Origin of the sequence: Micromonospora sp. DH14, assembly GCF_029809455.1 — a bacterium.
Lineage (GTDB): Bacteria > Actinomycetota > Actinomycetes > Mycobacteriales > Micromonosporaceae > Micromonospora > Micromonospora parva.
Genome location: NZ_JARVKT010000002.1, coordinates 269,369 through 285,949 on the forward strand (window position 1 = coordinate 269,369; position 16,581 = coordinate 285,949).

Consider the following 16,581-nt stretch of genomic DNA (forward strand, 5'->3'; position numbering starts at 1 on the left):
CGCCGGACCGCCTGCCGTTGCTCGGCGGGATGGGGCTCCTCGTCGTGAGCTTTGGAGCTGATTCGTTCACGACATCGCTAGCCTGCTGACGCATCCTGGTCGAGCGATCCTCCGCCGTGTCGGTCACGGCGCTCGATCTCCAAAAGCTCGGCAAGGTCCCGTTCTTCCTGCCGGCGTGCTTCCTCAGCCTGCAAAGCGCGGCGCCGATTGTCGTAGTCGGCGTATACCTGTCCGACCTGTGCCTCGGCGGCAGCCGACGAAATCCCGCCAGCGCCGGCCAACACCTGCCGTTCGTTGAAGGTCAGGAACGCGTCGGCGCGCTGAACCCACTCAGCCATCAGAATCTGCTGACGGCGGCGCGCCCGATCTTCGGCGAAGTCGAGGAACATCGTGGTCAGGCGGTTCAGCTCGCTGATCTCGTCAGCGGTCAGGTAGTTCTTGGAGATGGTGGTGTCCGCCTTGCGTACCTGAGGGCCGCGCCAGGTGGTCAGACCCATGGTCGGCGACTCTGCGTCGGCCCGCTTCACCATCAGCTCGCCGGCGCTATGGCCGGTGACGGCGTAGAGCAGCTTGTTCTGAATGGTGGCGAAGAACGTCTTGGCGGTGTCACTGGCTCCCGAGTAGTCGGCGCTGGTGGTGGCGAAGATGTCACGAACCTTCTGGTAGAAGCGCTTCTCCGACGCCCGGATGTCGCGGATGCGTTCCAGCAGCTCGTCGAAGTAGTCCGCAGCCGTGACGTCCTTGAGGCGCTCGTCCTGAATGGCGAAGCCCTTGACCAGGTACTCAGTCAGGACGGTCGTTGCCCACTGCCGGAACTGCACCGCGCGGGGCGTGGTCACCCGGTAGCCGACGGCCAAGATCATGTCCAGGTTGTAGACCTTGACCTCACGCCGCACCTCTCGACCGCCCTCGAAGCGAACTACTAACTCAGAGTTAATAGTTGCCTCGGTCACCTCCTCGTCGGCCAGCACTCGGCGCATGATCTGTACGATGTTGGGGACCGACGTCCCGTACAGCTCAGCCATCTGAGCCTGCGTCAACCAGACGGTGCCGTTGGTTGCTCGCAGTTGGACGACAGAGCCGCCGTCGTCGGCGCGGTAGAGGATCAGTTCACCAGCAGGATCAGTCACCCGTTGCCCCCTTCGGTGAGGGCTTGGGTGATCTCGGTGGCGTCGAACCGGGCGGGCTGGAAATCGGCGGCCGAGGTGAGTCCGAGCCATTCCAGCCGGTCGCCGTGTTCGGGGTGGCCAGGATCGCCCAACACCTCGACGAGGTCGGCGTAACCCCAGACGCCGCCGCAGTCATCCGGCGGGGCCGCCCGCCGCCCGCCGGTGCAGCGGGGGTAGGCGATGGCCTGGCGAGGCAGCACCTTCTCCACGACGATCTCGTGTTCCCAGCCGTCGCCGAAGTCGTACGTGTACCTGAACCGGTCACCGACGCCGGACGCGACCTGTTCCAGCGTCACCGGGGCTTCGGCGCGGTAGCCCAGTTCCCGGTCGGTGACCCCGAAGTCGCCGTACGCGGTCTCGAAGACGTGCAGGTGGGAGTCGTTCCAGCCGAAGGCCACCTGGATGATGTCGTGCAGGGTGGCCAGGCTGGTGTCGGCGGGCAGTTCCAGGCGTCGCCAGATCGGCGGCTTCGCCCCGCGAAGGCCAACCTTGATCTGGTAGATCGGCGCGGGCGGCGCGGACTTCCTCCGTTTCGCCGGCAGCTTCGCGGGCCTGCCGGCCCGCCCCAGGCCGCGGGTCTGGATCTGCTGTGCCGCCGCGACGATCTGCGCCATGTCGTCCAACAGACTGCGAGCGGCCGGGCCGTCGTGGTGCCGGGCGGCTGGCCGGGTCGGCTCGGGCAGTGTTCGCATCCAGGCCCGCAGGAGCACGGCCAGCAGGTGGTAACCCGGCCCCTCCTCGTCCCCTTCCTCGAACTCGTCGACCAACTCGGCCGGGTCGGCCTCGCGGTCGTGGTCCGCGCGGGCGTCGAGGGCACGTTCGACCTGCCAGCGAAGTTCGGCCGGGTCCAGCTGCTCCTCGGTCACCGTCACGCCCGCGCGGCGGCTGTTCTCCGCAAGCGTGCTGACGACCTCGTCCAGGACCTCGGCGGGAAACAACACCAGGTTCGCCGCAGCATCGCAGTCGAGGTGGTCGATGTGGATCACGAACCCGTACGACCGTCCGGCCCGGTCGAAGGTGCAGACGAGCATCGAGGCGCTGCCCGCCGGGTCGGCGAACCGTCGACAGGTGCCGACCCGGAGCGGTTCGCGCACCTCGTCGGCCCAGCTCGGGGCGGGCACGCCCGCGCTCAGCAGACGCCGGGCGGCGTCGGCGGCGACCGAGCCGCCGTGTACGGCGTCGAGCGCGAGCAGCACGGCGAGGGATTCCGGGGTGGCGATCTCGGCCACGGCCGGCACGATGCCGGCGTCGAGCGCCTCGGTGAACCCGTCACCGGCGAGGTCCCCGGCAGCCAGGAACGATGCGGCGAACAGCTCCGCCTCAATGGGATCGTCCGTCTTGAGGAGGTCGGCCGCCCCGGCGACCAGGGTGTCAATGAGGTCCTGCGGGTCGAAGTCCGCATCCGAGCACGCCGGGCAGTCGCACGGCTCCACGTTGACAGGCTCGGCGAGACGCACGACCCGCTGGCCTGCTCGACTGGACGTGGCGCGTTTGCGACGACGGCTCACCGGGCTCATCCGAGTATGTCTACCCGGGCCCGACCGGGCCCGCAATCGACCCGCCGAGGCACGTGTCACGGTGCCAGGCACTGTCCGTCGTGGTCGGCCCGGCGTCCGCAGCGGCCGGTCCCGGCGAGCCTGGTGTCGCACCAGACTCGGGTACGCAGGAACTGTCGGTCTTCCTCGCTGAGCGTCGTCTCGCCGAAGTCGATGGCGAGCACATGGCCGAGGGAGTGGCGCAGCGCCATGGCCAGCGCCGCAGCGTCGTCGACCCGGTGCAGGGTGGTCGGCAGGTGGATGATCCAGTGCGGGTCGGTCACCGGGACCACCGGCTGTTCGGGGTGGTCGAGGTGTGCCGACAGTCGGTGTGCCGCGACTGCCACTGCCGCAGGGCCTGGCGGATGCGTTCCCCCTCGGTGTTGGCGGTGGCGAGATCGCGGGTGAGCCGTTCCAGCTCGTCGGCGAGCAGGTCGAGGTAGCCGTACACCTGGGTGGGGTCGAGGCCGCGCCACCGGCGGACGCTGAAGGTGGCGGCGCGGACGTGCTGGGGGAGCAGGCGCCGCATGGCCTGGTAGATCACGGTGGACCGCCTTCCGTTCGATGCTGGTGCCAGGCGGCACCGGGGCGGGCGGGGTCGGCCGGCACGACCGCGCGTGACGTACCGGCCGGAGCCCGGCACCCACCCCGGGCCCTTTCCTCCCCACGGAGGTCCGCGGGCAGGTTCAGGCGGTGGCGGGTTCCGCGCCGGACAACCCGCCGGTGTACGACGTGAGCGCGGCGACCGCCGCGGACAGGCTTTCGGTCATCAGCCCGAGTTGGTCAGCGGCGCGGTGCCACTGCCCGGCCGCCGTCTCGGTCGCCGGGTGGCTGGGCCGGTCGTGCTGGTCGGTGTCGAGGAGTTGCTGCCCAGCGGTGGTGATCCGGGCCGGGAGCGCACCGATCCGGGCGCTCGCGCCAGCCAACTGGTCCCGCACGGTGTCCAGTACCTCGACCAGGCCGCCGATGGTGGCCCGATCCTGATGGCCGGCGTCAGCGCGGAGCAGGTGAACGCCGTCGCTGAGCTGCCGCTCGGCGTCGCCGGCCAGGTCGAGCGCGTCTTCGCCGCTGCGGCGCGCCAGCCGGATCGCCGGGTGGGCGCAACCCGCCCCGGTCCGTTCCAGCAGCACAGCAGCGGCGGCCACGGCGAGGTACGTCTCGCGCAGCTCGGCCGTCACCTGCTCCACGGACCAGATCGCGTTCGCCGCCGGCACTTCCATCGCCGTCTCCGACACGGTCACGGGTGGACTCCTCTCGTGGGGTTACGGGGGTGCCGGGGCGGCGAAGGGGGGTGCCGCCCCGGCGATCCGGGCGTACCCGGGGGTGAGTCGCCCCTTGTTTTGCCGACGAGGGCCGTCTCGGCATCAACATATGATGCCTAGTGTCACTAGTGCAACCCTTAGAACACCAAGAACTTGATGTCATAAGCGAAGAGTGGTCAGATGGTGGTGCCGACGAGGGAGTACCACCATGTCAGTCACGCCGTTCTACGAGCGCATAGCCACCGAGATCCGCGATCGGATCAAGTCGGGCGACCTGAAGCCTGGCGACAAACTGCCGTCCATTTCCGAGCTGTGCGCCCACTACGGGGTTTCTACCCAGGTCATCCGCTCGGCCATGCTGACGCTTCGCGCCGAGGGCCTGGTCGAGGGTCATCAGGGGCGCGGGGTCTTCGTGCGAGATCGAAGCGACGACTAGCGGTAGGTGTGTCAGTCGGGACTACTCACATGCCCTCACCACGAAAATTCGAGCCGCACTACCGGCGGATCATCGCTGACATCAGGAAGCGCATCGCCGACGGCGAGTGGCCGCCAGGTCACAAGCTGCCCTCGACGAAGGAGTTGGCGGATCTCTACGACGTGCGTAGTCAATCGACAGTCCGACAGGCCATCACGATCCTGATCGAGACCGGTGAGTTGTACGGCCATCAGGGGCTCGGTGTCTTCGTGGCCGAATAGCGCCATCGGTTCGAGACTGCGGTCTGCGTCGATCTCCGGTGCCGTGCCCCCGATGTACTTCGAGCGGGAACGGGTGGCCGGATGAGCATCGCGGATCTGAAGGCGACGCGATCGGTGTTCAGGCCCGGTCGCCTCTGCGAGTCCCCGTTCAACAGAGTCGCCCCGCGCGGTCCCCCGAGGCATTGTTCTCCACCGACGACGCCGACCGCATGGTCTCGATCCTGCGCTCGATCAAGCGCAACGCAATCTCGGCGAGCGAGGTCGCGTGACTCGCAAGACACCTGATCACGGGTGAGGGCTTGGGCCGGTCCTGTGGCCGAGGTGGCGTAACGGGCTGCACCCACAGTGTGGGAGCGTGCCCACGGCGGTCGGCGTGGCTCGAATCTTTCTCTTTTCGCAGCTCAGGGGCTCGGGCGGCCCGTCAGCGAGGCTGCGAGCGCTCGACGTGGCGCGCTCGACAGCGGTACATTCCAGCCGGGGACTTTCCCACTAACAAGGAATCTATAACCTTCGATACTTTCATGCCTCACATTGAGGGGGACCAATCCCTTCGATGGAGGTACCGATGAACGTTTCTCGGCTCGGCGGGCCGACCCTGTCCCTGTTCCGCATCGTGATCGGTCTGCTGTTCGCGCTGCATGGTCTGACCTCGGTGTTCGGGTTGTTCGGCGGCAACCCGGTGACCGGTGCGGCAATAGCCCCCGGCACCTGGCCGGGCTGGTGGGCCGCGTTGATCCAACTGGTCTGCGGCGCGCTGGTGCTGGCCGGCCTCTTCACCCGACCCGCCGCTCTGCTCGCATCCGGCTCGATGGCGTACGCCTACTTCGTCGTGCACCAGCCGGATCATCTGCTGCCACTGCACAACGGTGGGGAGCTGTCGGCGCTCTTCTGCTGGTCGTTCCTGCTGATCGCGGCCCTCGGTCCGGGTTCCTGGGCGCTCGACACGCTGCTCGCGCGTCGCCGCGACGCTGAGTCCGCGCCGGTGACGCCGATGGCTGAGAGCAGCTCGATCGTCGTCTGACCGCATCCGTACCGCGTCGCCGGGGCCTCGACGAGGCGGCCCTGGCGACGCGCCGGTCACGGCCGCCCCCGTAGGCCCGGCTCTGCGCCCCGCGCGCCGGATCCCGGCTCTGCGCCCCGCGCGCCGGATCCCGGCTCTGCGCCCCGCGCGCCGGATCCCGGCTCTGCGCCCCGCGCGCCGGATCCCAGCTGGGTGCTGATGTCGCAAACGATTCAGCTCCAAAGCGTGCGCGAATGGCAGGTGTCACCCGCTCCGCAGCCGCGACCGCCAGCGACACGTGCGGGAGGGGCCGAAGCGGGAGCGTCAGGCCGATCGGTGTTGGGCGAGGACCGCGTCCAGTAGGCCGGGGTAGAGCTTGTCCAGCTCGTCGCGGCGCAGCCGGACCAGCCGGCTCGTGCCGGCGGCGCGGGTCCGGGTCAGGCCCGCCTCGCGCAGCACCTTGAGGTGATGGCTGCGGGTCGCCTTGGAGACGCCGAAGTCGAAGCTGCCGCAGGGGGACTCGCCGCCCTCGGCGAGTGCCCGGACGATCTGTAGCCGCACGTCGTCGGCGAGCGCGGCCAGCACGCTGGTGACCGGTACGGCGGTCAGGTCAGGCTCGTGCGGCTCCATGTGACCAGTGTAACCCTTGTTCGACAGCGATCGAACAACACCCTATGGTCGGTGTCGTTGGTTCGACGATACTCGAACATTGGAGTTGCCGATGCGATCCCGTGCCACCGCGTACCCACTGGTCGCCGTGCTCGGCTGGGGCGTGATGTTCCCGATCCTGGCCAGCGCGCTCGACCGGGTCGACCCGCTCAACCTGACCACCGCGCGCTACCTGCTGGCCGCCGTCGTCCTGGTCGCCATCCTGCTGCTCCGCGAGGGTGCCGGCGCGCTGGGGCACGGTGGAAGGGCACTGGAGGTGGTGGTGCTCGGAGTGGTCGGCTTCGCCGGCTTCAACCTGCTCACCAACCTGGCGCTCGAACACGCCGCCCCGCAGCAGGTCTCCCTCTTCGTGGCCACCACCCCGGTGATCACCCAGCTCGTCCGCTGGGCTCGCGACGGCGTACGCCCGAAGCCGCTCCTGCTGGCCCTCTCCCTGGTGGCGCTCGTCGGAGTCGGCCTGGTGATCACGCGCGGCAGCCTGGCCGGGCTCGGCCAGTTCGGCCTCGGCGGGCTGATGATGATCGGCGCGGTGCTGGGCTGGGCCATCTACACCCACGGCGCCAGTCGGTTCGGCGAGTGGACGCCGCTGCGCTTCACCACACTGACCGCGCTCGCCGGCACGGCCGCCATGCTCGTCCTGAGCATCGGCGCCGACGCCGTCGGCTGGCAGCACGCGCCAGCCGCCGCCGACCTCGTGGCAATCACCCCGCAGTTGGCGTACGCCGTCGTGGTGGGTGCCGTCATCGCGGTCCTGGCCTGGAACACCGGCGTGCAGCGACTCGGTGCCGCCAACGCCGCGCTGTTCATGAACCTGGTTCCGGTGACCACCTTCGCGGTGCAGATCGCCCGTGGCTACCGCCCGGAACCCGTCGAACTGGTCGGGGCCGCCATCACGATCGCCGCCCTGATCGCCGCGAACCTCGCCGCCCGCCCCCGGACCACGCCGCTGCCCCGGCCGGGTGCGGTGACGGACCCGATCGCGGTGACCGACCCGGTGGCCGTGAACGCCCGCTGACCCACTCCCTGGGATTCGCCCTGGAGGCCACGGCCAGCTTTGCCTAGACTCGGCGGCACAACTGAATACCTCATCCAGAGGGGCTGAGGGATACGGCCCGACGACGCCCCGGCAACCACCCCGCGCGCTCACCGCTGAGCGACCCGCGGGGCAGGTGCCAATTCCGTCCCCGCCGCACCGTGCGATGCGGGGAAAGATGAGAGGACTCTCGACATGACGTCGACGCTCGTCAGCTCCGGCATCGACACCTCCGCCAGCCCGGCCCGCGCCCTGGTCTGCCGCGCCTGTTCGGCCCGCTACCCGCTCGCCGCCCAGCACGCCTGTTACGAGTGTTTCGGCCCGCTGGAGGTCGACTACGACACCTCCGCGCTGGCCACCGTCACCCGCGAACAGATCGAAGCCGGCCCGGACAACATCTGGCGGTACGCCGCACTGCTGCCCGCCGGTCAGGACCCGGCCAGCCGGGTCACCCTCGACCCGGGGCTGACCCCGCTGGTGGCAGCCCCGCACCTCGCCGCCGAGCTGGGCATCACCGCGCCGCTCTGGGTCAAGGACGACAGCGCCAACCCCACCCACTCGTTCAAGGACCGGGTCGTCTCGGTGGCGCTCACCGCCGCCAAGGCGCTCGGCTTCACCCGGTTCGCCTGCGCGTCGACCGGCAACCTGGCCAACTCGGTGGCCGCCCACGCCGCCCGCGCCGGGGTGCCCTCGGTGGTCTTCATCCCCAGCGACCTGGAGCAGGGCAAGGTCATCACCACCGCCGTCTACGGTGGCGAGCTGGTCGCCATCGACGGCTCGTACGACGATGTCAACCGGCTCTGCGGCGAGCTGGTGGAGACCGACGAATTCGAGGACACCGCGTTCGTCAACGTGAACGTCCGGCCGTACTACGCCGAGGGTTCCAAGACCCTCGGCTACGAGGTGGCCGAGCAGCTCGGCTGGCGGATCCCGGCGCAGGTGGTCATTCCGATGGCCAGCGGCGAGCTGCTCACCAAGATTGACAAGGCGTTCTCCGAGCTGGTCGAGATCGGCCTGGTCGAGGCGCCGGCCGGCGGCTGGAAGGTCTTCGGCGCGCAGTCCGCGGGCTGCAACCCGATCGCCACCGCCCTGCACGACGGGACCGACACGATCATCCCGGTCAAGCCGACCGGCATCGCCAAGTCGCTCAACATCGGCGACCCGGCAGCCGGCCTCTACGCCCTGGAGGCGGTCCGCCGCACCGGCGGCTGGATGGAGTACGTCGACGACGACGAGATCCGGGCGGGCATCCGCGACCTGGCCCGCACGACCGGGGTCTTCGCCGAGACCGCGGGTGGGGTGACAGTGGCAGTGCTGCGCAAGCTGGTCGAGTCCGGTCGACTCGACCCGACGGCCGAGACCGTCGTGTTCAACACCGGCGAGGGTCTGAAGACCATCGACGCGGTGGCCGGCCAGGTCGGCCCGACCCACCACATCAAGCCCTCGCTGCGTGCCGCCCGCGACGCCGGCCTCCTCGGCTGACGAACCGAGTGGATCAGCCAGTAACTGGGTTTTCGCTGTGAGTGTGGAAAACCCGCCGCTACGGACTTGACGGCAGGAACCGGACGGCGCAAGATGCTCCGTGCGGGAGGGCATTTCGCCGAAGACTTTTGAAGTTCTTGCGACCCAACGCCGGAGGCGTTGTGCGAGTGTCCCTCCCGACCACGTCCGATCGGGCCAGCGATTAATTCGCTGGCCCGATCGCTTTTTCCTGGTGCACCCTCAGCGGAATGAGCATCACCATCGCGTCGTTCGACGGCGCCGACCGGAGCGCTGTCGACGAGGCGTACCGGATCGGGTCGGCGGCCAACGACGCCGACCTGCCGGACTTCCCGCCCTACTGCCGGCGCCGCTTCGACGCGCTGTTCCACACGCCGATGCCCGGCACCCGGTCCCTCTTCGCGCTGGCCCGACTGGACGGCGTGCCGGCCGGCTACCTCCAGCTGGACCTGCCGCAGCTCGACAACACCGACAACGCCACCGCCGAGCTGACGGTGCATCCGCAGCTGCGGCGCCGGGGAGTCGGCCGGGCCCTGCACGAGTACGGGGTGCGCCTGCTCCGCGAGCACTGCCGCAAGCGGGTGGTGGGGATGGCCGTCTCCGCGCTGCCCGGCGGGCCGGCCCGCAGCGTGGCCGGTGACGCGTTCGCCGCCGCGACCGGCGCTCAACCCGCCCTCGCCGAGGTGCGCCGACGGCTCGACGTCGGCAAGATCGACCGGGTGGCACTGCGAGCGGCGCTCGCCGAGGCCCGCCCACGGGCCGAGGGCTACCAGTCGGTCTGCTGGCAGGGGGCCACCCCGCCGGAGTACGTCGCCGACATCGCCTACCTCGACGGCCGGCTGATGATGGACGCGCCCATGGGCGACGTGCAGTGGGAGCCGGAGCAGGTGGACGCCGAGCGCATCCGCGGCAACGAACGGGCGCTGGACGCCCGGGGCCGGCGGCGCTACCACCTCGGGATGCGCCACGAGGCGTCCGGTCGACTTGTCGCCTGGACGCTGCTGGACGTGGGCGCCTCCGCCGACTGGCACGCCTACCAGCAGATCACCATCGTCGACCCGGCCCACCGTGGGCACCGGCTCGGCCTCATCGCCAAGGCGGAGAACCTGCACCACCTGCTCACCCACGAGCCCGAGGTACAGGTGATCGACACCTGGAACGCGGCGAGCAACAGTTACATGGTGGCGATCAACGAGCAGCTCGGCTTCCGCCCGGTGGACTCCTGGACCGACTGGCAGCTCACCCTCTGACAGGTATCGGCGCTACTGCTCGCGGACCTGACTCAGGCATGCGTCGCTGCCGGGCATTCGCGCTACTGCTCGCGGACCTGACTCAGGCATGATGGCGGGCATGACGGAGACCCCGCATCCCCTGTACGACAGGCACGCCGACACCCTCAACCGTGCGCTGACCGCGATCACGGAGCGGGGCTACTGGTCCGCCTATCCCGAATCCCCCAGCCCCCGGGTGTACGGCGAGACCGCCGCCGCCGACGGTAAGACCGCCTTCGAGGCGTACCTCGGTGGTGATTTCCCGCTCGACCAGCCCGGCAGCGGCGCTCGGGTCGCCACCGAGACGAGCCCGTTCGGGGTGGAGCTGGCGGTGCGGTACCCGCACGCCGGCACCGGCGAGCTGGTCAGCGCCGCCTCCGCCGCGCTGCCGGCGTGGCGTGACGCCGGCCCGCAGGCCCGGGTAGGCGTCTGCCTGGAGATCCTCGACCGGCTGCACAAGAACATCTTCGAGCTGGCCAACGCGGTCCAGTTCACCAGCGGGCAGGCGTTCGTGATGGCCTTCCAGGCCGGTGGCGCGCACGCGCTGGACCGGGCGCTGGAAGCCCTGGCGTACGCGTACGCCGAGATGACCCGGCACCCGGGCACGGCCGGCTGGGAGAAGGCCGCCGGCAAGGGTGACCCGCTGCGGATGACCAAGACGTTCCACGTGGTGCCGCGTGGGGTGGCACTGGTGATCGGCTGCAACACCTTCCCGACCTGGAACTCGTACCCCGGGCTGTTCGCCTCGCTGGCCACCGGCAACCCGGTGATCGTCAAGCCGCACCCGCGCGCCGTGCTGCCGCTGGCCATCACCGTGAAGTACGCCCGGGAGGTGCTCGCCGAGGCCGGCTTCGACCCGAACCTGATCATGTTGGCGGCGGAGGCGCCCGGCGAGAAGCTCGCCAGCGACCTGGCCCTGCACCGGGCCGTGAAGATCGTCGACTTCACCGGCTCCACCGAGTACGGCGACTGGCTGGAGACGCACGCGCGGCAGGCCTCGGTCTACACCGAGAAGGCCGGGCTGAACACGGTGGTCATCGACTCCACCGACGACTTCGCCGGCATGTGCCGCAACCTCGGTTTCACCCTGACCCTCTACAGCGGGCAGATGTGCACCACCTCGCAGAACATCCTCATCCCGGCCGGCGGCATCGAGACCGACCAGGGGCACAAGAGCTTCGACGAGGTGGCCGGCGGGATCGCCGCCGCCGTCGGCAAGCTCACCGCGGACCCGGCCCGGGGTGTCGAACTCACCGGCGCCATCGTCAACGACGGGGTGCTGGAGCGGCTGGCCGAGGTGACCAAGGTCGGCGAGCCGGTGCTGGAGTCGCGTGCCGTGGACCATCCGTCGTACGCCGACGCGGTGGTGCGTACCCCGACGATCGTGAAGCTGACCGCTGACGACGCGGAGACGTACGGCCGGGAGTGGTTCGGGCCGATCTCGTTCGCCATCGCCACCGACTCCACGGCACACAGCCTGGAGCTGCTGCGCCGGACGGTCGGGGAGAAGGGCGCGCTCACCGCCGGGGTCTACTCCACCGACGAGGCGGTGCTGGACGCGGCCGAGGCGGTGGCGGTCGAGGTCGGGGTGCACCTGTCCTGCAACCTCACCGGAGGTGTCTTCGTCAACCAGTCGGCGGCGTTCTCCGACTTCCACGGCAGTGGGGCCAACGCGGCGGCCAACTCGGCGCTGACGGACGGGGCGTACGTGGCGAACCGGTTCCGGATCGTGCAGTCCCGGCGGCACGTCTGATTTTTGGTCGCGGTTGGGGGTTTCCGGGGCTGCCTTGCGTTCCTTGCGGTTGGGGGTTTCCGGGGCAGCCCGCCCCGCTCCGGGCGGTCAGGCTTGATCCCTGCGCGGGTCGGGCTGCCCCGGAAACCCTGAGGTGGGCACGGTTGTCGCTGACGCATCCGGCGGCTTTCGGGGCAGCTCGGTGGCTCTGCCTTGGGGTGAGTTCTTGGTTTTAGGCGGGGCGGCGCATGTGCAGTTCGGTGAGGGCTGGGATGGTGGGGTGGGGGACGCGTACCCCGGTGTCCTGGAAGCCCAGGCGCTGGTAGGCCCGGTAGGCGCGGTCGTTGCCGACCACCACCTCCAGCAGCAGCTCCGGTCGGCCACAGGCGCGCGACCAGGCGGCCACCCCGTCGATCAGCTCGCCGAGCAGCCCGCTGCCGCGCCAGGTCGGCGTGACGTACACGGCGTAGATCACGGTTACGCCGGGTTCGTTCGGGGCGGTGGTGCCGCCGGCGTGCCCGACCAGCCGGTCACCCGGGTCGGCGATGAACTGAGCGTTACTGGAACCGGCTGAGGTGTACGCGACCCGGGCGGCGTACTCGTTGTGCGGCCGGGCCGCCGCGTCCGCCAGGGTCTCCAGGAAGGCCAACGGCGCGTCGGCCAGCATCTCCAGGCGCAGCGCCCGCATCCGGGCGGCGTCCTGCGGCCGGACCCGGCGGGTCTCCGCGAGCCGCACTGCCGGCGAGCCCATGTCGGTGGTCATGTCCGCATGCCTACCACAGGGGATGGCCGCCTTCTCGTGAGTTGTGCCCGCTCGCCGTCACCTCGGCGCGGCCCCGCAGTGTGTCCGATTTGTGGCCGTGCGCGGCCGTCACTCCTCGTGTAGCGTGCGATTTCGGTCACCTCGCTCAATGGCGTTCATCGATCGCTGAGTCGGTGGTCGGGGCGCCCGGCTGCGCCGTGCGCCGGGTCAGGCAAGGCCGCGCGAGTAAGGGAAGTGCACCGTGGCACAGGGCACCGTGAAGTGGTTCAACGCCGAGAAGGGCTACGGCTTCATTGCCGTCGACGGCGGTCAGGACGTGTTCGTCCACTTCTCCGCGATCGAGATGGACGGTTACAAGGCGCTGGACGACGGTCAGCGGGTCGAGTTCGAGATCGCCCAGGGCCAGAAGGGTCCGCAGGCCGAGCACGTACGCGTCACCGGCTGAGCTTTCGGACCGATCGGCCCCGGTGAGTCGGGGCTGCGGCAGGGGCACCCAGCCGGGAAGATCGTGACCGTTCCAGCCGATGCCGAGGAGCGTTCATGACCGACCAGCCGCCCCCGCCCACGTCGTCCGCCGGGTCCGGGGAGCCGGACCCGTCCTCGCCCGCCGGCAGCCCCGGCCACTCCGGTCCGCCGCCCGGCTGGGGCCCGGGCCTGCCCCCGGCCGGCCCGCCGCCCGGCTCGGATCCCGTAACCGGGTCCTGGGGCGCCGGTCCGCCGCAGCAGGGCTGGACGTTTCCGCCCACCGGGGGCTACCCGCCCGGGTCGGGCCCCTACGGCGGGCAGCCGTGGTACCCGGGGCCGCCGGCCGGCTGGTATCCGCCGGGTTACGGGTTCGACCCGAACGACGCACTGGTCACGCCGCCCGGCACCGGCCTCGGCGGTTGGTTCGACAGGTGTGGCGCAGCGTTGCGTCGGGGCTGGCGGCAGTTGGTGCCGATCATGCTGCTCACCCAGGTGCTGCCGGCGGCGGTGCTCTCGGTGATCTCGCTCGGGCTGGACCCGTCGGCGCAGTGGGCCGCCCAGGCCGAGTCGAGTCCGAACCCGGCACTTCCTGACAACTTCGCCGCCGAGTTGCTGAACCTTCTGGTCCTGCTGGTCGGCGGCAGCCTGCTGGTCGGGTTGGTGCAGGCCGTCGGATGGGCCGCCGGCACCTTAGTGATCACCAAGCAGGCGGCCGGTCAGCCGGTCAGTCTGGAGTCGGCGCTGCGCTACGGCCTGCGTCGGGCCCTCGGGCTGTGGGGTTGGACCCTGCTGATCGGCCTGCTGATCGGTGTGGGCCTCTGCTTCTGTGTGCTGCCGGGCATCTACCTTGCCCTCGCGCTGAGCATGGCCGGCCCGGTCTATCTCTTCGAGCGGCACAACCCGATCGGTCGATCGTTCCGGATGTTCCACGACCGGCTGGGCCTGCTGCTCGGTCGGGTCGCCCTGGTGGCCGCGGCGGTGATCGTCGGCACGGTGATCCCGGGTGTGCTGGAAGGGGTGGGCACCTCCCCGCTCGGAACGGATCCGTTCGCCTCGGCGGGCACCGCGGTCGGCGCGGTGGTCGTGATCGGGATCACCGCCGTGCTGGCCCTGCCCGCTCACCTGGCCCAACTCATCGGTCTGCTGGTGACGTACGCCGAGCAGCGGGCCCATGAGGCGCCGGTGAACACCGCCGTACTGGCTGCGGAACTCGGCTGAGCGGCGGAATCGTGCTTGCACTCGGCATGGGAGAGTGCTAAACAAGTCATTGGCACTCGCATACCGTGAGTGCCAATGGTCGGGACGGTGGGGTCAGGTTGCACCGGCGTGGAGACGCCGGGGTGACACATGGCCGGTCGTCGCGGGCTATCCGGCCCGGCCGAAGGACGTCGTCGTCGCCAGGTGGCGACGTCCCAAGGTGCGTACACCAGGCGGCCCATCCGGGGCACACATCTCGGGTGGCCCGTGAGTGTCCAGGAGGACAACGCCGTATGGCCAAGATGATCGCGTTCGACGAAGAGGCGCGCCGCGGCCTCGAGCGGGGCATGAACCAGCTCGCCGACGCCGTAAAGGTGACCCTCGGCCCCAAGGGCCGCAACGTCGTGCTCGAGAAGAAGTGGGGTGCCCCCACCATCACCAACGATGGTGTGAGCATCGCCAAGGAGATCGAGCTCGAGGACCCGTACGAGAAGATCGGCGCTGAGCTGGTCAAGGAGGTCGCCAAGAAGACCGACGACGTTGCCGGTGACGGCACGACGACGGCGACCGTCCTGGCCCAGGCCCTGGTTCGCGAGGGCCTGCGCAACGTGGCCGCCGGTGCCAACCCGATGGCCCTGAAGCGGGGCATCGAGGCTGCTGTCGCGAGCGTCTCGGAGGAGCTGTCCAAGCTCGCCAAGGACGTCGAGACCAAGGAGCAGATCGCCTCCACCGCCTCCATCTCCGCTGGCGACAGCACCGTCGGCGAGATCATCGCCGAGGCGATGGACAAGGTCGGCAAGGAAGGCGTCATCACCGTCGAGGAGAGCAACACCTTCGGGCTGGAGCTGGAGCTCACCGAGGGTATGCGCTTCGACAAGGGCTACATCTCGGCCTACTTCATGACCGACCCGGAGCGTATGGAGGCCGTCTTCGACGACCCGTACATCCTGATCGCCAACAGCAAGATCTCGTCGGTGAAGGACCTGCTCCCGATCCTGGAGAAGGTCATGCAGTCGGGCAAGCCGCTGCTGATCATCGCCGAGGACCTGGAGGGCGAGGCCCTCGCCACCCTGGTGGTCAACAAGGTCCGTGGCACCTTCAAGTCGGTCGCCGTCAAGGCGCCGGGCTTCGGTGACCGCCGCAAGGCCATGCTGACCGACATCGCCATCCTCGCCGGTGGCCAGGTCATCAGCGAGGAGGTCGGCCTCAAGCTCGACGCCGCCAGCCTCGACATGCTGGGCCGCGCCCGCAAGGTCGTGGTGACCAAGGACGAGACCACCATCGTCGACGGTGCCGGTGACGCCGAGCAGATCCAGGGCCGGGTCAACCAGATCCGGGCCGAGATCGACAAGAGCGACTCCGACTACGACCGGGAGAAGCTGCAGGAGCGGCTGGCCAAGCTGGCCGGCGGCGTTGCGGTCATCAAGGTCGGCGCGGCCACCGAGGTCGAGCTCAAGGAGCGCAAGCACCGCATCGAGGACGCCGTTCGCAACGCGAAGGCCGCCGTCGAGGAGGGCATCGTCCCGGGTGGTGGCGTCGCGCTGGTGCAGGCCGGCAAGACCGCCTTCGACAAGCTCGACCTGGTCGGCGACGAGGCGACCGGTGCGAACATCGTCAAGGTCGCGCTGGACGCCCCGCTGCGGCAGATCGCCGTCAACGCCGGCCTTGAGGGCGGCGTCGTGGTGGAGAAGGTCCGTAACCTCGAAGCGGGTCACGGCCTCAACGCCGCCAACGGCGAGTACGTCGACCTGCTGGCCGCGGGCATCATCGACCCGGCCAAGGTGACGCGCTCGGCGCTGCAGAACGCCGCTTCCATCGCGGCGCTCTTCCTCACCACCGAGGCTGTTGTCGCGGACAAGCCGGAGAAGACCCCGGCTGCCCCGGCTGGCCCGGGTGGCGGGGAAATGGACTTCTGAGTCCAGTTCCGACACACCGAACGGGGCGGGCCGCTGACGCGGTCCGCCCCGTTCGTCGTCAGGTCGGTAGGGGGCGCTGGTTGCGCCGTTTCTGTGCCCTGCCGTACGGCGGAAGCAGTTGGATCGGCGCGTCCACCATCTCCTGAGGTTCCTCGGCCACCGACGGCTCACCGTCGGTGGCCATCTCGGCCAGTTGCTCGGCGTCGCCGTAGTCGAGCCGGTCGAACGGCAGTTGACCGGGGAGTTCACCCACCGGTTTCCAGGTGATCGGCCGGCCGTCCTCGGTCTGGTTGTCATCCGTGGTCATGGCTGCCTCCTCTACCGAAACGGTAGGGGGCGTCGATGGCCGACGCGGGCGAACGGATCTACGTCC

The 16,581-nt window shown here is 69.8% G+C and carries 18 protein-coding genes and 1 riboswitch; of the genes, 10 read left to right on the top strand and 8 right to left on the bottom strand.

Features of this window, described 5'->3' with window-relative positions; genetic code table 11:
• Nucleotides 1-77: 77 nt before the first annotated feature.
• From QCZ28_RS05410 to QCZ28_RS05430, 5 genes are all read right to left on the bottom strand, one after another.
• Nucleotides 78-1,130, bottom strand: coding sequence for a virulence RhuM family protein (locus QCZ28_RS05410; RefSeq protein WP_279515497.1), 1,053 nt, complete (start codon nucleotides 1,128-1,130; stop codon nucleotides 78-80).
• A complete protein-coding gene (locus QCZ28_RS05415) occupies nucleotides 1,127-2,686 on the bottom strand; it encodes a plasmid pRiA4b ORF-3 family protein (protein ID WP_279515498.1) in 1,560 nt (519 codons plus the stop codon). Before QCZ28_RS05415 ends, QCZ28_RS05410 begins: the two co-directional genes overlap by 4 nt.
• Nucleotides 2,687-2,742: 56 nt before the next feature.
• Nucleotides 2,743-2,997, bottom strand: a complete 255-nt coding sequence (locus QCZ28_RS05420) for a hypothetical protein (RefSeq protein ID WP_279515499.1) — start codon at nucleotides 2,995-2,997, stop codon at nucleotides 2,743-2,745.
• Complete coding sequence (locus QCZ28_RS05425) at nucleotides 2,985-3,233, bottom strand: DivIVA domain-containing protein (RefSeq protein WP_279515577.1); 249 nt, start codon at nucleotides 3,231-3,233, stop codon at nucleotides 2,985-2,987. Before QCZ28_RS05425 ends, QCZ28_RS05420 begins: the two co-directional genes overlap by 13 nt.
• Nucleotides 3,234-3,390: 157 nt before the next feature.
• The gene (locus tag QCZ28_RS05430; RefSeq protein ID WP_279515500.1) at nucleotides 3,391-3,945 is read right to left on the bottom strand and encodes a hypothetical protein; all 555 of its coding nucleotides are present in this window, start codon (nucleotides 3,943-3,945) and stop codon (nucleotides 3,391-3,393) included.
• Between the two features lie 229 nt (nucleotides 3,946-4,174).
• Between QCZ28_RS05430 and QCZ28_RS05435 the strand changes: the two genes are divergently transcribed.
• The 3 genes from QCZ28_RS05435 to QCZ28_RS05445 all read left to right on the top strand — a co-directional run bounded on the left by QCZ28_RS05435 (nucleotide 4,175) and on the right by QCZ28_RS05445 (nucleotide 5,683).
• Nucleotides 4,175-4,402 (top strand): winged helix-turn-helix domain-containing protein, encoded by a 228-nt coding sequence (locus tag QCZ28_RS05435; RefSeq protein ID WP_279515501.1) that lies wholly within the window; start codon nucleotides 4,175-4,177, stop codon nucleotides 4,400-4,402.
• A gap of 29 nt (nucleotides 4,403-4,431) precedes the next feature.
• Nucleotides 4,432-4,662 carry a winged helix-turn-helix domain-containing protein gene (locus tag QCZ28_RS05440; RefSeq protein WP_278126085.1) on the top strand — a complete coding sequence of 77 codons (231 nt, stop codon included), beginning with the start codon at nucleotides 4,432-4,434 and terminating at the stop codon, nucleotides 4,660-4,662.
• A gap of 565 nt (nucleotides 4,663-5,227) precedes the next feature.
• Nucleotides 5,228-5,683, top strand: coding sequence for a DoxX family protein (locus QCZ28_RS05445; RefSeq protein ID WP_279515502.1), 456 nt, complete (start codon nucleotides 5,228-5,230; stop codon nucleotides 5,681-5,683).
• A 303-nt stretch (nucleotides 5,684-5,986) separates the two neighbouring features.
• Here QCZ28_RS05445 and QCZ28_RS05450 read toward each other — a convergent pair whose 3' ends face one another.
• Nucleotides 5,987-6,292, bottom strand: coding sequence for a metalloregulator ArsR/SmtB family transcription factor (locus QCZ28_RS05450; RefSeq protein ID WP_279515503.1), 306 nt, complete (start codon nucleotides 6,290-6,292; stop codon nucleotides 5,987-5,989).
• Nucleotides 6,293-6,383: 91 nt separating this feature from the next.
• Between QCZ28_RS05450 and QCZ28_RS05455 the strand changes: the two genes are divergently transcribed.
• The 4 genes from QCZ28_RS05455 to paaN all read left to right on the top strand — a co-directional run bounded on the left by QCZ28_RS05455 (nucleotide 6,384) and on the right by paaN (nucleotide 11,888).
• Nucleotides 6,384-7,346: a DMT family transporter gene (locus QCZ28_RS05455; protein WP_279515504.1), complete on the top strand. Its 963-nt coding sequence runs from the start codon at nucleotides 6,384-6,386 to the stop codon at nucleotides 7,344-7,346.
• Between the two features lie 67 nt (nucleotides 7,347-7,413).
• Nucleotides 7,414-7,549: riboswitch (SAM riboswitch) on the top strand.
• A gap of 10 nt (nucleotides 7,550-7,559) precedes the next feature.
• Complete coding sequence (thrC, locus tag QCZ28_RS05460; protein ID WP_279515505.1) at nucleotides 7,560-8,846, top strand: threonine synthase; 1,287 nt, start codon at nucleotides 7,560-7,562, stop codon at nucleotides 8,844-8,846.
• A gap of 248 nt (nucleotides 8,847-9,094) precedes the next feature.
• Nucleotides 9,095-10,114 (top strand): GNAT family N-acetyltransferase, encoded by a 1,020-nt coding sequence (locus QCZ28_RS05465; protein WP_279515506.1) that lies wholly within the window; start codon nucleotides 9,095-9,097, stop codon nucleotides 10,112-10,114.
• 100 nt (nucleotides 10,115-10,214) lie between these two features.
• The gene (paaN, locus tag QCZ28_RS05470) at nucleotides 10,215-11,888 is read left to right on the top strand and encodes a phenylacetic acid degradation protein PaaN (protein ID WP_279515507.1); all 1,674 of its coding nucleotides are present in this window, start codon (nucleotides 10,215-10,217) and stop codon (nucleotides 11,886-11,888) included.
• Nucleotides 11,889-12,099: 211 nt separating this feature from the next.
• On the opposite strand, the gene QCZ28_RS05475 is transcribed toward paaN, so the two are convergent.
• Entirely contained in the window at nucleotides 12,100-12,630 is a 531-nt protein-coding gene (locus QCZ28_RS05475) for a GNAT family N-acetyltransferase (RefSeq protein WP_279515508.1), read from the bottom strand.
• A 241-nt stretch (nucleotides 12,631-12,871) separates the two neighbouring features.
• On the opposite strand from QCZ28_RS05475, the gene QCZ28_RS05480 reads away from it, so the two are divergent.
• From QCZ28_RS05480 to groL, 3 genes are all read left to right on the top strand, one after another.
• Nucleotides 12,872-13,075, top strand: a complete 204-nt coding sequence (locus QCZ28_RS05480) for a cold-shock protein (protein WP_030327804.1) — start codon at nucleotides 12,872-12,874, stop codon at nucleotides 13,073-13,075.
• A 95-nt stretch (nucleotides 13,076-13,170) separates the two neighbouring features.
• Nucleotides 13,171-14,313 carry a hypothetical protein gene (locus tag QCZ28_RS05485; RefSeq protein ID WP_279515509.1) on the top strand — a complete coding sequence of 381 codons (1,143 nt, stop codon included), beginning with the start codon at nucleotides 13,171-13,173 and terminating at the stop codon, nucleotides 14,311-14,313.
• 272 nt (nucleotides 14,314-14,585) lie between these two features.
• Entirely contained in the window at nucleotides 14,586-16,208 is a 1,623-nt protein-coding gene (gene groL / locus QCZ28_RS05490) for a chaperonin GroEL (protein ID WP_030327802.1), read from the top strand.
• 58 nt (nucleotides 16,209-16,266) lie between these two features.
• On the opposite strand, the gene QCZ28_RS05495 is transcribed toward groL, so the two are convergent.
• On the bottom strand, nucleotides 16,267-16,515 hold the full coding sequence (locus tag QCZ28_RS05495) for a hypothetical protein (protein WP_279515510.1): 249 nt from the start codon (nucleotides 16,513-16,515) through the stop codon (nucleotides 16,267-16,269).
• Nucleotides 16,516-16,581 lie beyond the last annotated feature (66 nt).

What these genes read in the sequence shown, in the direction of transcription:
- QCZ28_RS05415 (WP_279515498.1), bottom strand. Translation starts at nt 2,686, where the DNA reads ATGAGCCCGGTGAGCCGTCGTCGCAAACGCGCCACGTCCAGTCGAGCA.
- QCZ28_RS05425 (WP_279515577.1), bottom strand. Translation starts at nt 3,233, where the DNA reads ATGCGGCGCCTGCTCCCCCAGCACGTCCGCGCCGCCACCTTCAGCGTC.
- QCZ28_RS05435 (WP_279515501.1), top strand. Translation starts at nt 4,175, where the DNA reads ATGTCAGTCACGCCGTTCTACGAGCGCATAGCCACCGAGATCCGCGAT.
- QCZ28_RS05440 (WP_278126085.1), top strand. Translation starts at nt 4,432, where the DNA reads ATGCCCTCACCACGAAAATTCGAGCCGCACTACCGGCGGATCATCGCT.
- QCZ28_RS05445 (WP_279515502.1), top strand. Translation starts at nt 5,228, where the DNA reads ATGAACGTTTCTCGGCTCGGCGGGCCGACCCTGTCCCTGTTCCGCATC.
- QCZ28_RS05450 (WP_279515503.1), bottom strand. Translation starts at nt 6,292, where the DNA reads ATGGAGCCGCACGAGCCTGACCTGACCGCCGTACCGGTCACCAGCGTG.
- QCZ28_RS05455 (WP_279515504.1), top strand. Translation starts at nt 6,384, where the DNA reads ATGCGATCCCGTGCCACCGCGTACCCACTGGTCGCCGTGCTCGGCTGG.
- thrC (WP_279515505.1), top strand. Translation starts at nt 7,560, where the DNA reads ATGACGTCGACGCTCGTCAGCTCCGGCATCGACACCTCCGCCAGCCCG.
- QCZ28_RS05465 (WP_279515506.1), top strand. Translation starts at nt 9,095, where the DNA reads ATGAGCATCACCATCGCGTCGTTCGACGGCGCCGACCGGAGCGCTGTC.
- paaN (WP_279515507.1), top strand. Translation starts at nt 10,215, where the DNA reads ATGACGGAGACCCCGCATCCCCTGTACGACAGGCACGCCGACACCCTC.
- QCZ28_RS05475 (WP_279515508.1), bottom strand. Translation starts at nt 12,630, where the DNA reads ATGACCACCGACATGGGCTCGCCGGCAGTGCGGCTCGCGGAGACCCGC.
- QCZ28_RS05485 (WP_279515509.1), top strand. Translation starts at nt 13,171, where the DNA reads ATGACCGACCAGCCGCCCCCGCCCACGTCGTCCGCCGGGTCCGGGGAG.
- groL (WP_030327802.1), top strand. Translation starts at nt 14,586, where the DNA reads ATGGCCAAGATGATCGCGTTCGACGAAGAGGCGCGCCGCGGCCTCGAG.
- QCZ28_RS05495 (WP_279515510.1), bottom strand. Translation starts at nt 16,515, where the DNA reads ATGACCACGGATGACAACCAGACCGAGGACGGCCGGCCGATCACCTGG.